Below are 14,298 nucleotides of genomic sequence, written 5' to 3' on the forward strand. Positions count from 1 at the left end.
CCACACCTCAGGGGGAGGACATCGCTTTGTCCCGAGCACGTACGTCCCGGCACCGCCTCACCACGGCGGTCACCGTCGCCCTGGCCGTGACCGTGGGCACGCTCACCGCCGCACCGACGGCCCTGGCGACGGGGGCCGCACCGGCCGCCGCCTCGACGACGGGCGAGCAGCAGGACGTCCCCGCGCTCGCGCCCCACGCCCCGGTCATCGGCAACGGCCCCTCGGGCTTCCTCAGCCGGACCTACACCGCCGCCGCCGGAACCGACTACCAGTGGACGCGGTACGCGGACGGCGCCACCACCACCCTGCTGCGCACGGGCACCTACGCGGGCAGCGTGGCCTCCGACGTCGTCGTCCGGTACGAGGGGACCCGGTACGAGCTCTACGACATGGCGACGGGCGCCGAACCCGTCGTGATCGACATCGCGTTCCTCGGCCGGGGAGTCCAGTTCGAGCGCCTCGCCGGCTCCACCCTCGTCCTCAAGGTCCCGCGCGCCGGGGGCGGCTCCGACGTCCACCTCCTGAGCAAGCGGGGCGACACTCTCGTGGACCACACGGTCCCCGGCGTACCCGGCGACCTGGTGAGCTGGTACGACCTGTCCTCCCCCGACACCCTGCTCCTCCACCACACGCAGGAGGGGACGACCACCCAGCGCCTGGCCCTGGTGGACGTCGCCACCGGGAAGGTCGTGGGGACCCGCGTCCTCACGGGGGCCGAGCGGGGAGCCGACGCGAGCGCCTCCGCCACCCACCTGGCCTGGGTGGAGGCGAGCGGGACCGGGAACGCCGCCGTCCGGGTGGCCCGGCGGGCCGAGGAGGAGAGCACCCGCGTCCCCCTCCCGTGGGCTTCGTCCCCGACGGTCGACCTCGTGGGCGACGACTGGGTGGCGTACGCCGTGCCCGGAGGGACCGCGGCCTACTCCCGCGACCCGTTCTACGCCCTGACGGCCCGGTCGCTGACTGACGGGCGCACGGTCAAGCTCCTCGACACCGTCGACCGGGTCCGCGCCGACGTCGGCGGCGGCCTGCTCGTCCAGGGCGCCACCGTCGAGCACGGCGAGGGGGTCTACCGCGTCGCGCCCGGCCCGGACGGCACTCCGGCCGCCACTCTCGTCGCGAGCACCGGCCGCTCCATCGCCCGCACGATCACCGACCAGAACGTCCCCGAGACCGTCGACTTCAGCACGAAGGGCTACGGCGGCGTTCCGCTGGAGTGGCGCTTCACCGGCATCGGCTACACGAAGGCGACCGTCGAGCTGACGCACACCGCGTCCGGCCGGCGCAAGACCCTGGCCGTCGAGCCGACCCCATCGGGGCGGATCCAGGCCTCGTGGTCCGGCATGTTCGACGGCGGCACCGCCGCGTACAACGGCGACTACACCTGGCGCATGACGCTCCGGCCCACCAACGGCGTCGCCCCCGCGGTCGAGCGGACCGGCACCCTCAAGGTCGTCGGCAAGCAGGCGCCCCACGGGTTCTCGGACAGCACCTCGCCCGATCTGCTCTACCGCGACGGCGGCCGGCTCTCGCTGTACGACGCCCGCCAGACCTTCGACGCCGTGCGGACGGGCGACCTGACGGAGAAGGTCGTCGGATCCGGCTGGGACGCCTACGACCGGATCGTCACCCCCGGGAACATCGGCGGCACCGAGCACTCCGACCTGATCGCCCGGGACAAGGCCGGCGTCCTCTGGTCCTACGCCGGCACCGGCCGGTCCACCAGCCCCTTCGCCACCCGTACCAAGGTCGGCGGCGGCTGGGGCGGCTACGACCAGCTCACCGCCGGCTCCGACCTGAACGGCGACGGCCGCCCCGACCTCGTCGCCACCGACAAGACCGGCACCCTCTGGCTCTACAGGGGCACCGGCAGCGTGACCAGCCCCTTCGCCACCCGCACGAAGGTCGGCGGCGGCTGGGGCGTCTACAACACCGTCGTCGCCACCGGGAACATCGGCGGCGGCACCGCCGGCGACCTCGTCGCCCGCGACACCGCCGGAGTCCTCTGGCTCTACCTCGGCAAGGGCGACGGCACCTTCGCCGCCCGCACCCGCATCGGCAGCGGCTGGAACCGGTACAGCGAGATCGTCGCCATCGGCGACGTCACCCGCGACGGCCGCCCCGACCTCCTCGGCGACGGCCTCATGGGCGGCCGCGACGACAGCCTCGCCCTCTACCCGGGCACCGGCGACTGGCGCACGCCCTTCTCCGGCCGGACCAACATCGCGACGCCGCCGGAGCTGTCGCGCCAGGGCAAGACGCTTTTCTGACCCGAGCCGGACCTCCCCCGAGAAAGCAGGGCCTTGAACCAGCACATGCGCACCACCCGGCACCGGCTCACCGCCTCCGTCGCCGTCGTCCTCGCCCTCACGGCGGGCGCGACAGCCACGGCCGCACCGGCGGCCCTCGCGGCCCCGGTGGCCGCGGGGCAGGAGGCGGAGCGGACCGTCGCGCCGTTCCCCCGGGACGCGGCCGTCACGGGCGTCGGCCCGACGGGCTTCCTCAGCGGGCAGACCGGCCCGCGGCTCACCTGGCGCTGGACGCGCTTCTCCGACGGCGTCGAGACGGTGCTTCCCGCGGGTTCGTACCGCGCGGCACCTCGGACGGACATCGTCGTCCAGAACGCCGACGGCGTCTTCACGCTCCGCGACATGGGCCGGGAAGGCGAGCCCCTGGTCATCGACACCAACCCCCTCGGCGCCGGCTACACCATCGCCGGGTACGCGGGCACGCGCCTCGTCATGAAGAAGGCCCGTGCGGCGGGCGGCACCGAACTCCACATCGTCGGAACGTCGCAAGGCGCCCTGACCGACGACACGGTGACCGGCCTGCCGGACGACGCGGTGATCACCTCCGTGTCCGTGGAGTCGCCCGGCACCGCCGTGGTCCGGTACACGACCACTGTCGACGGGGCGGCGCACCAGCGCGCGGCCGTCGTGGACGTCGCGGCCCACGCGGTCGTCGAGCAGTACGAGCTCCCGGGGGCCGGGGTGGGCGGCCTCGCGCTGTCCGCCACGCACATCGCCTGGGTGGAGCAGCCCGCGAGCACCGCCCCGGCCACGGTGGTCGTGACGCGGCGCGGGACCGGCGAGACCGTGCGCCACGACCTGGGCGTCACCACCACCGTCGCCATCGAGCTGAGCGGCGACTGGGTGACGTACCGGACCCTCAGGACGACGACGACCGGCCAGCCGAACGCGCTGTACGCGCTGTACGCCCGCTCGCTGACGACCGGGGAGACGGTCAAGCTCCTGGAGCACTCGTCGAGTTCCGCCGACGGCCCCGACGGAACGCAGGTGGCGCGGGGCGGAACCCTCGCACACGGCGAGGGCCTCTACCGGATCGCCCCGGGCGCCGACGGCGCCCGTCCGCTGGTCACCCTGGTCGCGAGCACCGGCGAGTCCACGTCCCTCCAGCTGGTCAGGCAGAACGTCCCCGAGACGATCGACTTCGATGCCACGCCCGCCCCGGTGCCCCTGTCGTGGACCCTGAACTGGACCCAGGCCAGGGTGCGGGTCGAGCTGGTGCACACGGCGACCGGTACGCGGATCCCGGTCCCGGCCTACCTCTCCGACGGGGGGTACACGGCCAAGTGGGACGGTCTCCTCGGCCCCAAGCTCACCGCCTACAACGGTGACTACACCTGGAAGATGACGGCGACCCCCATCAACGGGGTCGGCCCCGCCCTCGTCCTCGACGGCACCTTCAAGGTCACCGGCAAGCCGACCTCGCACGACTTCGACGACAACGGCACCCCCGACCTGCTCGTGCGGTACGGCAACGGCGACCTGTTCGTGCACGACGGGTACACCGACAGGTACGGTCCGGCCTGGCAGGAGAAGGACGCCGTCCGCATCGGCACCGGCTGGAACACCTACGACCGGCTCGTCGCCCCCGGGAACATCGCCGGTTCCTCGTACGCCGACATCGTCGCCCGCGACAAGACCGGCGTCCTCTGGCTCCACCAGGGCGCCGGCCGCACGCTCGCGCCCCGTGTGCGCGTCGGCGGCGGCTGGCAGATCTACGACCGTCTCACCGGCGGCAGCGACATCGACGGCGACAACCGCCCGGACCTCCTCGCCACCGACAAGACCGGCGTCCTCTGGCTGTACAAGGGCACCGGAAGCGCGACGGCCCCGTTCTCCGCGCGGGTGAAGGTCGGCGGCGGCTGGGGGATCTACAACGCGATCACCGCCACCGGAGACCTCGGCGGCGCCACCGCCGGAGACCTCGTCGCCCGCGACACGGCCGGCGTCCTCTGGCTCTACCTCGCCAAGGGCGACGGCACCTTCGCCGCCCGCACCCGGATCAGCGACCGATGGGCACCCCTCACGCCGATCCGCGTGGGCGACGTCGACCGCGACGGCCACGCCGACCTGGTGGCCGAGAGCGACGGCGGCGGCGTGCACCTCGTCAAGGGGACCGGCAACTGGAGAGCGCCCCTGGGCGACTTCGACCTGCGGAGCTACGTCTGGCCGTCGTCCTACCCGACGCTCGTGTTCTGACGGATCAGGGGGCCTCCCAGCGGGACCGTCGCCCACACCGTCTTGCCGACGGGACGGTCCCGCACGCCCCACGCCGTGGCGAGGGCGGCGACGAGCAGCAGCCCGTAGCCGCCCTCGTCCGGCTCCCGGGCGGGGCTCCTCCAGACTCCCGCCCTCATCCACGTCCGCGACTCCAAGAACCCCCACGGCCCCCAGCTCGCCGTCGCCCTCGCGACCTGGGCCGCCTTCCTGGACGTAGCATCCGGGGCGTGACCTCCCTGAAGTTCGTTCTCTTCGACGTCGACGGCACCCTCATGAACGCCGTCGAGAACCAGCGGCGCGTCTGGCACGCGTGGGCCGCGCGCCACGGGCTCGACGGGGACGAGGTGTACGCCGTCGCGCTGCGGACGCGGCCCGTGGAGACCTTCGCGGCGGTCCTCCCGGGTGCGGACCCGGACGCGTGCCTCGCCCTCCTGCACGCGCTGGAGGACGAGGACGTCCGTACGGGCTCGTACGCGGCCTTCGCGGGGGCGGCGGAGCTGCTGGCCGGGCTTCCGGCGGACCGGTGGGCGCTGGTGACGTCGAACTACGAGCACCGGGTGCGGGGGCGGTTCGAGCGGACCGGCCTCCGCCTCCCGGGGCTGATCGTCGACGCGGCCTCCGTCGCGGAGGGGAAGCCGTCGCCCGTCCCGTACCTCACCGCCGCGGAGAAGCTGGGCGCCGACCCGGCGGAGTGCCTGGTGATCGAGGACGCGCCCTCGGGGGTGCGGTCGGGGCTGGACGCCGGGATGACGGTCTGGACCGTGAACACCCCGGCGCCGCACCCGGACGCCCACCGCCACTTCGCGACGCTCGCGGAGGCGGCGCCGGAGATCCTGGCGGCCGTGGGGCAGGGGGTCGTGCGCTAGGGTCAGCGGCGCGCCAGCGCGTCGAACCAGCGCACGATCTCGGGCCCCGCCTCCTTGAAGGAACCGTTGTGGTCGGCCTTCCCGTGGTCGATCACCGGGGCCTTCACGCCGTGGCGGGCCAGATCGGCCGCGCAGTCGACCGAGTTGGCGATCGTGACGTCCGTGTCGCCGGACGCGCTGTGCAGCCGGACCGGCACGGCCGGCTTCCAGTCGCAGGTCCCGTCCTGCGCCTCGATCGCGGCCAGGAGACCGCCGTCCGGGTGCCGCAGCCGCGCGTAGAAGTCCTCGGTCAGCAGTTCCTTCACCGAGCCGGGCAGCTGGGTGACGATCTCCTCCTCGGTGTGCCGGGTGTCGAAGAGTTCCTCCACGTATCCCGCGTAGGGCCGGCGGAACGCCTCGGCCGGGTCGCCGTAGACGGGATGCAGCCGGTTCTGCGCGGTCAGGAAGTACGACAGGTAGAAGACCCCGCTGATGTCGTTGACCCGGCCGTCGAGAAGGGCGGGGATCTCGGCGCCCCGCAGGTCGTACGGGCCCGCGACCGGCGCCAGCGCCCGCAGCCGGAAGTGCCGGTCCGCGCCCCGGGCCAGCTCGCGGCCCAGCGCCATGGCCACCTGGCCGCCCTGCGAGAACCCGGTGCCGTACACGTCTCCCGTGAGCGGCCTGCCGAGGGCCCGCGCGGCGGTGCGGGACGCCCGCAGCATGTCGAGCGAGGCGGAGACGGAGGAGGCGGTGTCCATGTACGGGTGCAGGCCCGGGCCCTTGCCGAGCCCGAGGTAGTCCGGGGCGGCGACCGCGCGGCCCGCGGCGGCGTGCAGGTAGGGCGCGTACAGGCCGAAGTCCTCGGCGACGGAGGGCGCGTAGTCCCGGTGGACCATCGTCCCGTGCGTGTCGGCGACCAGGTCGAGCCGCCGCTCGCCGCCCTTGGGGAGGACCAGGAGGCCGGTGGCGGTGGTCGGCGCGCCCTGCGGGGTCACGGTCCGGTAGGTGATCCGGTAGCCGCGCACGCCGTACCGCACGGTCGCCGGGTCGATCCCGGCGCCCTTGAGGAACGCGGCGACCTCGGCCCTGCTCAGGTCGGCGACGGGGGTGACGCCGAGCAGCTCCCCGCGTGCCGTGCTCTGCTGTGCCGTACGGACCGGACGGGACTCGGACGCCGCGACGGCCGGGGCGGCGGCGAGGGCCGTGAGGACGACCGCGGTCGCGGCGGCCAGGGACCGGCGTACGTGCCGGAAGCGGGTGCGGGTCGTGGTGTGGGTCATGGCGACGACGCTACGGAGCGGCCGGACGGCGGGACATCCGACGGCCCCCCGGCCGACGGTGGGGCCCGCCCCACCTCGGAATCGCGGATTCCCCCCTGGGACGGGACCGTCGGAATAGGCCCGTGGGGCACGAGGGTTGGACCGGGACATGCGACGTGATCCGGAACTGTCGGCCGCCCTCCATCCCCTGCTGGCGGGACGGTTCAGCCCCTACCGGTTCGACCCGTCGGGCGCCGTCGACGACCGGGCCCTGGGTCTGCTGCTCGAAGCGGCGCGGTGGGCGCCGTCGGCCGGGAACTCCCAGCCGTGGGGGTTCTTCACCAGCCGGCCGGGCGAGCCGGACCACGAGCGGGTGGTGCGGCACCTCGCGCCCAGCTCGGCGCGGTGGGCGACGGACGCGGGGCTGCTGGTGGTCACGCTGACGCGGCGGTTCGTGGAGGACACGGAGCTGCTCCACTCCGAGTTCGCGGACTACGACCTCGGCCAGGCCGTCGCCCATCTGACCGTCCAGGCGGAGGCGCTGGGGCTGGCGTCGCACCAGTTCCGGGCCTTCGACCTGGAGGGGCTGACGAAGGAGCTGGGCCCGAAGCCGGGGTGGGCGATCGTGTCGATGATCGCGCTGGGGAAGGCGGCCGAGGAGCCCCTCGCGACCCGGGAACGGCGCAGCGTCGCCGACCTGCTGTCCGCGCCGTGGGCACCGTAGCGGGGGGATGCGAGGGGGCGGACCGGCACGGGGAACCGAGGACGCTCACCTTCCGCCGCTCCCCCAACAACAGCCTCGCAAAGACCAGTTGACCTCCATTCAGGTGCCACGGGCGCTCGGTTACTGTGTGGCCCATGCAGGGGGAACCGAAAGACCAGTCGAGTGGGGACAGTTTGCGGGGCAGCGGGGCCATCCCGCTGGAGTCGGGCGACCCGCGTCGGATCGGGGCGTTCAGACTGCTCGGTGTGCTCGGGTCCGGTGGAATGGGGCGGGTCTATCTCGGCGCCGTGCCGGGCAAGTTCGCGGCGGTCAAGCGGGTCCTGCCCGTACTCGCCGAGGACCCCGACTTCCTCAGCCACTTCGGGCACGAGCTCGACAACCTGGCCCGGCTGCCCGCCGGTGCCAACACCAGGCTCCTCGCGAGCGACCGCACGGCGAGGCCGCCGTGGTTCGCGACCGAGTTCATCCCCGGCATCACCCTGAACGAGGCCCTCCGCCTGCACGGCGGTCCGCTCTCCGGGGGCGCCCTGTGGCGGCTGCTCCGCGAGGGAGCGGCCGGGCTGCGGCTGGTGCACGGCGCCGCCATGGTGCACCGGGACCTGAAGCCCTCCAACGTGATGCTGACCGACCGCGGCCTCTCGCTCATCGACTTCGGCGTGGCCCGCGCCGCCGACCAGAGCCGGCTGACCAAGACCGGCATGGTCATCGGCACGCCCGCCTACATGGCGCCGGAGCAGGCCGTCGCGGACCGGCGGCTGACCGGAGCGGCCGATGTGTTCGCCCTGGGCAGCCTGCTGCTGTACGCGGCGAACGGGCGGCCTCCCTTCGGGGACGGCTCCGGGCCCGACCTCCTCTACCGGGTCGTCCACGGCGATCCCGACTTCGGGCGCCTCACCGAGGGCGACCCCGCTCTCGCGGAGCTCGTACGGACGTGTCTGGCGAAGGATCCGGCGGACCGGCCGACGGCCGACGAGCTGGTCGCGCTCGCCGAGGACGGCGCGGCGGACGCCGTCTGGCCCGAGGCCGTCGCCGCGCGGATCGCCGCGCGGGCGGCCTTCGCCGCCGGGGCGCCGACCGCCGAGCAGCTGGAGGAGCTGGAGCGGGTCGATCCCGCCCGGGACGTGGCGACGGCCGCGCTCACCCCGCAGGCCCCGAGGGAGCCGGTGCCCCCGGGGGCGGTGGCCGTCACCGGTCAGGCCGCCCCGGACAAGCCCCGGCGGCGGAACAAGCTGGTGATGTTCGCCGTGCCCGTCGTCGTGGCGACCGGCACCACGCTGACCGTCGCCCTCGGCCCGTACGAGATCGGCCGTCTGGGCGCGGCCCCGGAGGCCTCGTCGCCGCCGTCGACGGTGGCCTCGCAGCCCGCTTCCGTACCGTCCTCGACGGGGACGGGGACGCCGTCGGCGAAGCCCTCGGCCAAGCCGTCCACGAAGCCGCCGACGAAGCCCCCGGGCGGCTCGGCCGCCCCGCCCGGGGGCGCCTCCGTCGGGGGCGGCGCGGCGGGGGGCGGATCCGGCGACGCCGGGGGCGGGTCCGCGGCGGGGGGCGGCTCGGGAACGGCCTCGGGCGGCGCGACCGCGACGTCCGGCGGTTCGGGAGCGTCCGGCGGGTCCGGCGGCGGCTCGGGATCGGGGTCCGGCTCGGGATCGGGGTCCGGCTCGTCCTCCGGATCCGGCTCGTCCTCCGGGTCCGGGTCCTCCGGCGGCGCCACGAGCCGTCCCACCCCGAGGCCGACCACCCACGCGCCCGCGCCTCCGCCGCCCACCAGCTCGACGCCCTCGGGGACGTACTCGCTGAAGAACTCCGACGGCACGTGCCTGGGCGAGTACAACGCGGGTTACGGCGTCTTCGTCAACAACTACGACTGCGGCTCGGCCCAGGGCGGCAGGCCCGTCTGGTACTCCTGGACGTACAAGGCCGGTGCGAACGGCACCTTCCGGCTGGTCAACCGGCAGAGCGGCCACTGCCTCGACCCGAACGGGACGGTCGGTGGCACCGCGGTGGCCTGCGACGGGTCCAGCGACCAGTCGTGGCGCGTCCAGGCCACGACCTCCCGCGGGCGGACCCTCATGAACGTGAGCAACGGCCAGTGCCTCGTGGCCGGGCCCCCGTTCATGATGATGGCCGCCTGCGACCCGGGCGACCTCCGTCAGCTCTGGCGCAACGTCTCGCCGGTCTGAGCCGCGCCGAAGACGGGGACGGTGACGTGCCCTTCCTGCCCTTCCTGCCCGTCCCGCACCTCCCGCCCCTCCCGGCGGAAGGCGACCTCCAGCTCCATCCCGATCCTGAGGTCGCCCTCCGCCACCCCCACGACCTCCGTCATCATGCGCGGCCCCTCCGCGAGGTCGACGACGGCCGCGACGTACGGGACGCGGTCGCCGAAGGGCGGGAGGTCGTTGCGGTGGACGACGGACCAGGTGTAGAGGGTGGCGCGGCCGCTCGCCCGCTTCCAGCGGACGTCCTCGCTCCAGCAGTACGGGCAGAACTCGCGCGGGTAGTGGTGGGCCCGGTCGCAGGCGTCGCAGTGGCGCAGCAGGAGCCGGCCCTCGGCCGCGGCGTCCCAGTAGGGGCGGGTGAAGGCGTCGATGTCCGGGAGGTTCGCCGGGGTGGCCGTCATCAGAAGAGTCCGATCGCCGAGTCGAGGGACCAGGTCTGCCAGGACAGGGCGAGCAGGGCGACGAGGGAGATGAGCGCCATCATCGCGTTCTGCCCCTGCTCGGCCCAGTCGTGGATCATCAGGACGAGGTAGAGGAGGTTGAGGAGCAGGCCGCCGACGAGGGCGACGGGGGTGAGGAAGCCGGCGACCAGGCCGAGGCCGAGGGCGAGTTCGGCGTAGACGACGACGTACGCCATGAGCCGGGGGCGCGGGGCGACGACGGTGTCGAAGCCGCTCCTCACGGCCGCCCACCGGTGCTTGCCGGCGACGTCCGCGGCCCAGGCGATGCCGGTGCCGCGCTCGAACCAGCCCTTCTTGTCCTTGTGGCGCCAGCTCTCCAGCCACCACAGGCCGAGGCCGATGCGGAGGACGGCGAGCCATTCGGCGCCGGTGAGCCAGACGGTCTGCATGCGGACCCTCCCGGTGAGCAAATCTGACGGTACGTCAGTTCAGCGCAGTCCGGGCCGGGCCGCAAGGGGCGGGCCCGCGTGACCGATTCGCAACCGAAATCCCCGCCCGCCCGAGACCCACTGCGTGTACACGTCATTACGCTCAGCATTCATGGCCATCACACCCCCCGCACCTCCCGTCCACCCCGTGTACGTCATCGGCGGCGGACCCGGCGGACTCGCCGTCGCCGCCGCTCTGCGCGCGCGGGGCGTCCGGGCCGTCGTCCTGGAGAAGTCCGACGCCGTCGGCGCCTCCTGGCGGGCCCACTACGACCGGCTGCGGCTGCACACCACCCGGCGGCTCTCCGCCCTCCCGGGCCTGAGGATCCCCCGCTCCTCGGGCCGCTGGCCGGCCCGCGCCGACGTCGTCCGCTACCTGGAGGCGTACGCGGAGAAGCACGAGCTGGAGATCGTGACCGGCGTCGAGGTCCACCGCGTCGAGCGGGCCGAAGGGGACTGGGTCCTGCACGCCACCGGCGGGCGCCGGCTCGTCGGACGCGCGGTGGTGGTGGCCACCGGGTACAACCACACCCCGCACCTGCCCGAGTGGCCGGGGCGCGGCGGGTACGGCGGCGAGTTCGTCCACGCGCGCGCCTACCGGAACCCCCGGCCGTACGAGGGCAGGGACGTGCTCGTCGTGGGCATCGGCAACACCGGCGCCGAGATAGCCGCCGACCTCGCCGACGGCGGCGCGGCCCGGGTGCGGCTCGCGGTGCGGACCGTCCCGCACCTGGTGCGCCGCACGACGCTCGGCTGGCCCGCCCAGCGCTCGGGCATCCTGGTGCGGCGGCTGCCGGTGGCGGTGGTCGACCGGCTGGGCGCGCTGCTCGCCCGGTTCGCCGCGCCGGACCTCACGGCGCACGGGCTGCCCCGGCCGGACCGGGGGCTCGCCACCCGGCAGCGGGAGGGCGCGATCCCCGTGCAGGACGTCGGCCTGGTCGACGCGGTGCGCGCGGGGAAGGTGGAGATCGTCGCGGCCGTGGAGGGCTTCGAGGGCGGGGAGGTGCTCCTCGCGGACGGCGGCCGGATCTCCCCCGAAGCGGTGATCGCGGCGACCGGCTACCGGCGCGCCCTGGAGCCGCTGCTCGGACACCTGGACGTGCTCGACGCGCGCGGGCTGCCGGTGACGCACGGGGCGCGGAGCCCGCGCGAGGCGCCGGGGCTGTACTTCACCGGCTTCACGAACCCGATCAGCGGGATGTTCCGCGAGATGGCGCGGGACGCGGAGCGGATCGCCCGCCGGATCGCCCGGACGAAGCGCGGCTGACGGGGGGGCGCGGACCGGGGCGGGGCAGGACCAGGACGGGGCGGGACCGGGACGGGGCGGGGCAGGACCGGGGCGGGGACGGGACCGGGACGGGGCGGGGCGGGACCGGGACGGGCGCGAGGGCGGCACGGGGTGGGCGCGAGGACGTCCCGCTCCGGGGAGGCCCCGCCGCGTCCGGGGGCCGCCGGGCGCCGCCGGGGCGCGCCCGGAAGGGGCCCACGGCACGGGCGTCCGGGGGTCCGCCGCGCGACTGCTCCGCGCACACCCATTCCTGACTGAGCGTCAGTTCTGTAATCTGACTGATCGTCAGGTGTATACGGACGGGTGAAGGGCGGGCGACACACACATGCTTGGATCGACACACGGCACCTTCACCACCGATCTCCGCGCCCGCGTGGTCGCCTGCGGAGACGCGCCCCGGGACGCCGTGCACGGCGTCACCGCCGTCGCCGGCGACGTCGACGTCAGCGGGCGCCCGCTGCACGCCCCCGTCCCCGACCTCGACCGCTTCTTCCGGCCCGAGTCGGTCGCGGTCGTCGGCGCGTCGGACGCCGAGGGCCGGCCCAACACCGGCATCACCCGGCAGCTGCTCGCCTGGGCCGAGCGGGTCGGCGCCCGTCTCGTGCCCGTGCACCCGACCCGTACCAGCGTCTTCGGGATCGACTGCGTCCCCTCCGTCGGCGCGCTCGCCGAACCCGTCGACCTCGCCGTCCTCCTCGTCGCCGACCCACTGCCGGTCATCGAGGAACTCGCCGATACCAAGGTGAAGTTCGCCGTCGCCTTCGCCTCGGGCTTCGCCGAGACCGGAGAGGCCGGGGCCGCCGCGCAGGAGCGCCTCGCCGCCGCCGTGCGCCGCTCCGGGATCCGCCTCCTCGGCCCCAACACCAACCTCAACGCCTTCGAGCGCTTCCGCGACGACCTCGAAGGGCCCGCCGTCGCGCTCATCACCCAGTCCGGCCACCAGGGGCGGCCCGTCTTCACCCTCCAGGAGCTCGGGGTCCGCCTCTCCCACTGGGCGCCCACCGGCAACGAGGCCGACCTGGAGACCGCCGACTTCCTCGCGTACTTCGCCGGGCGCCCCGAGGTCGGGGCCATCGCCTGCTACGTCGAGGGGCTCAAGGACGGCCGGTCCTTCCTCCTCGCCGCCGACCGGGCCGCGCGCGAAGGCGTCCCGGTCGTCGCCGTGAAGGTCGGCCGCACCGAGACCGGCGCCCGCACCGCCGCCTCCCACACCGGCAAGCTCACCGGCGCCGACCGGGTCGTCGACGCGGCCATGCGGCAGTACGGCGTGATCCGCGTCGACGGCCTCGACCAGCTCCAGGACACCTCGGCCCTCCTCGCCCGCGCGCGCACGCCGCGGGCCGACGGGGTCGTCGTCTACTCCATCTCCGGCGGTACGGGGGCCCACTTCGCCGACCTGGCCACGGCGGCCGGGCTCGAACTCCCCACCCTCCACCGTGCCAAGCAGGACGAGCTCCACCAGTGGATCCCGGAGTACCTGAACGTCGCCAACCCCGTCGACAACGGCGGGCACCCGGTGGGCGACTGGCGCGGCCGGAAGATCATCGACGCGATCCTCGCGGACCCGTCCGTCGGGGTCCTCATCTGTCCCATCACCGGCCCCTTCCCGCCGATGAGCGACAGGCTCGCCCAGGACCTGGTCGACGCGGCCGAGGCGACGGACAAGCTGGTGTGCGTGGTGTGGGGTTCACCAGTCGGCACGGAGGAGGCGTACCGCACGACCCTCCTCGGCTCCTCGCGCGTCGCGACCTTCCGCACCTTCGCGAACTGCATCGGGGCCGTGAAGGCCTACCTCGACCACCACCGCTTCACCACCGCCTACCGCTCCCCCTTCGACGAGGCCCCGCGCACCCCCTCCCCGTCCCTCCGCAAGGCGCAGGCCCTCCTGCGGCCCGGCCGGCGGCTCAGCGAGCACGCGGCGAAGCAGCTGCTGCGGGCCTACGGGATCAGGGTGCCGCGCGAGCAGCTCGTCACCAGCGCCGCGGCGGCCGTCCGGGCCGCCGGGCTGGTCGGCTACCCGGTCGTGATGAAGGCCTCGGGCGCGCAGCTCGCCCACAAGACGGAACTGGGCCTGGTGAAGGTCGGGCTGACCTCGGCCAGCCAGGTCCGGGACGCGTACCGCGAGCTCACCGACATCGCGCGCTTCGAGGAGATCGACCTCGACGGCGTCCTCGTCTGCCAGATGGTCGGGCGCGGGGTCGAGATGGTGGTGGGCGTGACCCACGACGACCTGTTCGGACCGACGGTCACGGTCGGCCTCGGCGGGGTCCTGGTGGAGGTCCTGAACGACACGGCCGTCCGCGTGCCGCCCTTCGGCGAGCCCGAGGCCCGTTCGATGCTCGGCGAACTGCGCGGCCGGGCCCTGCTCGACGGCGTACGGGGCGCGCCGCCGGCCGACGTCGACGCGCTCGTCGAGGTCGTGCTCCGGGTCCAGCGGATGGCCCTCGAACTCGACGGCGACCTCGCCGAACTCGACATCAACCCGCTGATGGTGCTGCCGCGCGGGCAGGGGGCGGTGGCCCTGGACGCGCTCGCGGTCTGCCGATAGGAGCTC

12 protein-coding genes are annotated in these 14,298 nt (G+C 74.4%); 8 read left to right on the forward strand and 4 right to left on the reverse strand.

The features are described 5' to 3' along the window. Positions 1-26: 26 nt before the first annotated feature. Both ACFYXU_RS05195 and ACFYXU_RS05200 read left to right on the forward strand, forming a co-directional pair. Entirely contained in the window at positions 27-2,267 is a 2,241-nt protein-coding gene (locus ACFYXU_RS05195) for an FG-GAP repeat domain-containing protein (RefSeq protein ID WP_389407506.1), read from the forward strand. Positions 2,268-2,300: 33 nt separating this feature from the next. After that, positions 2,301-4,502: an FG-GAP repeat domain-containing protein gene (locus tag ACFYXU_RS05200; protein ID WP_389456519.1), complete on the forward strand. Its 2,202-nt coding sequence runs from the start codon at positions 2,301-2,303 to the stop codon at positions 4,500-4,502. Here the strand turns inward: ACFYXU_RS05200 and ACFYXU_RS05205 are convergent. Next, positions 4,481-4,660 carry a hypothetical protein gene (locus ACFYXU_RS05205; RefSeq protein ID WP_389407508.1) on the reverse strand — a complete coding sequence of 60 codons (180 nt, stop codon included), beginning with the start codon at positions 4,658-4,660 and terminating at the stop codon, positions 4,481-4,483. The genes ACFYXU_RS05200 and ACFYXU_RS05205 overlap by 22 nt on opposite strands. On the opposite strand from ACFYXU_RS05205, the gene ACFYXU_RS05210 reads away from it, so the two are divergent. Together ACFYXU_RS05210 and ACFYXU_RS05215 are read left to right on the forward strand one after the other, a co-directional pair. Beyond that, positions 4,659-4,754: a DUF397 domain-containing protein gene (locus ACFYXU_RS05210; RefSeq protein WP_389407648.1), complete on the forward strand. Its 96-nt coding sequence runs from the start codon at positions 4,659-4,661 to the stop codon at positions 4,752-4,754. The two genes, ACFYXU_RS05205 and ACFYXU_RS05210, sit on opposite strands and share 2 nt — an antisense overlap. Beyond that, positions 4,751-5,389, forward strand: coding sequence for an HAD family hydrolase (locus ACFYXU_RS05215; RefSeq protein WP_389407509.1), 639 nt, complete (start codon positions 4,751-4,753; stop codon positions 5,387-5,389). The genes ACFYXU_RS05210 and ACFYXU_RS05215 overlap by 4 nt, the downstream gene beginning before the upstream one ends. 2 nt (positions 5,390-5,391) lie before the next feature. On the opposite strand, the gene ACFYXU_RS05220 is transcribed toward ACFYXU_RS05215, so the two are convergent. Next, positions 5,392-6,648, reverse strand: coding sequence for an alpha/beta hydrolase (locus ACFYXU_RS05220; RefSeq protein WP_389407510.1), 1,257 nt, complete (start codon positions 6,646-6,648; stop codon positions 5,392-5,394). A 148-nt stretch (positions 6,649-6,796) separates the two neighbouring features. Here ACFYXU_RS05220 and ACFYXU_RS05225 point away from each other — a divergent pair, with 148 nt between their 5' ends. Then, positions 6,797-7,351 carry a nitroreductase family protein gene (locus tag ACFYXU_RS05225; RefSeq protein WP_389407511.1) on the forward strand — a complete coding sequence of 185 codons (555 nt, stop codon included), beginning with the start codon at positions 6,797-6,799 and terminating at the stop codon, positions 7,349-7,351. A gap of 245 nt (positions 7,352-7,596) precedes the next feature. Beyond that, the gene (locus ACFYXU_RS05230; RefSeq protein ID WP_389407512.1) at positions 7,597-9,531 is read left to right on the forward strand and encodes a protein kinase; all 1,935 of its coding nucleotides are present in this window, start codon (positions 7,597-7,599) and stop codon (positions 9,529-9,531) included. Here ACFYXU_RS05230 and ACFYXU_RS05235 read toward each other — a convergent pair. After that, on the reverse strand, positions 9,501-9,968 hold the full coding sequence (locus ACFYXU_RS05235) for a Zn-ribbon domain-containing OB-fold protein (protein WP_389407513.1): 468 nt from the start codon (positions 9,966-9,968) through the stop codon (positions 9,501-9,503). The genes ACFYXU_RS05230 and ACFYXU_RS05235 overlap by 31 nt on opposite strands. Then, positions 9,968-10,417, reverse strand: a complete 450-nt coding sequence (locus tag ACFYXU_RS05240; protein ID WP_329851202.1) for a DoxX family protein — start codon at positions 10,415-10,417, stop codon at positions 9,968-9,970. Before ACFYXU_RS05240 ends, ACFYXU_RS05235 begins: the two co-directional genes overlap by 1 nt. 151 nt (positions 10,418-10,568) lie before the next feature. Between ACFYXU_RS05240 and ACFYXU_RS05245 the strand changes: the two genes are divergently transcribed. Both ACFYXU_RS05245 and ACFYXU_RS05250 read left to right on the forward strand, forming a co-directional pair. Then, the gene (locus ACFYXU_RS05245; RefSeq protein WP_389407514.1) at positions 10,569-11,723 is read left to right on the forward strand and encodes a flavin-containing monooxygenase; all 1,155 of its coding nucleotides are present in this window, start codon (positions 10,569-10,571) and stop codon (positions 11,721-11,723) included. 346 nt (positions 11,724-12,069) lie between these two features. After that, the gene (locus tag ACFYXU_RS05250; RefSeq protein WP_389407515.1) at positions 12,070-14,292 is read left to right on the forward strand and encodes an acetate--CoA ligase family protein; all 2,223 of its coding nucleotides are present in this window, start codon (positions 12,070-12,072) and stop codon (positions 14,290-14,292) included. The last annotated feature ends 6 nt before the right edge of the window (positions 14,293-14,298 follow it).

The organism is Streptomyces sp. NPDC002232, from assembly GCF_042890295.1.
Lineage (GTDB): Bacteria > Actinomycetota > Actinomycetes > Streptomycetales > Streptomycetaceae > Streptomyces.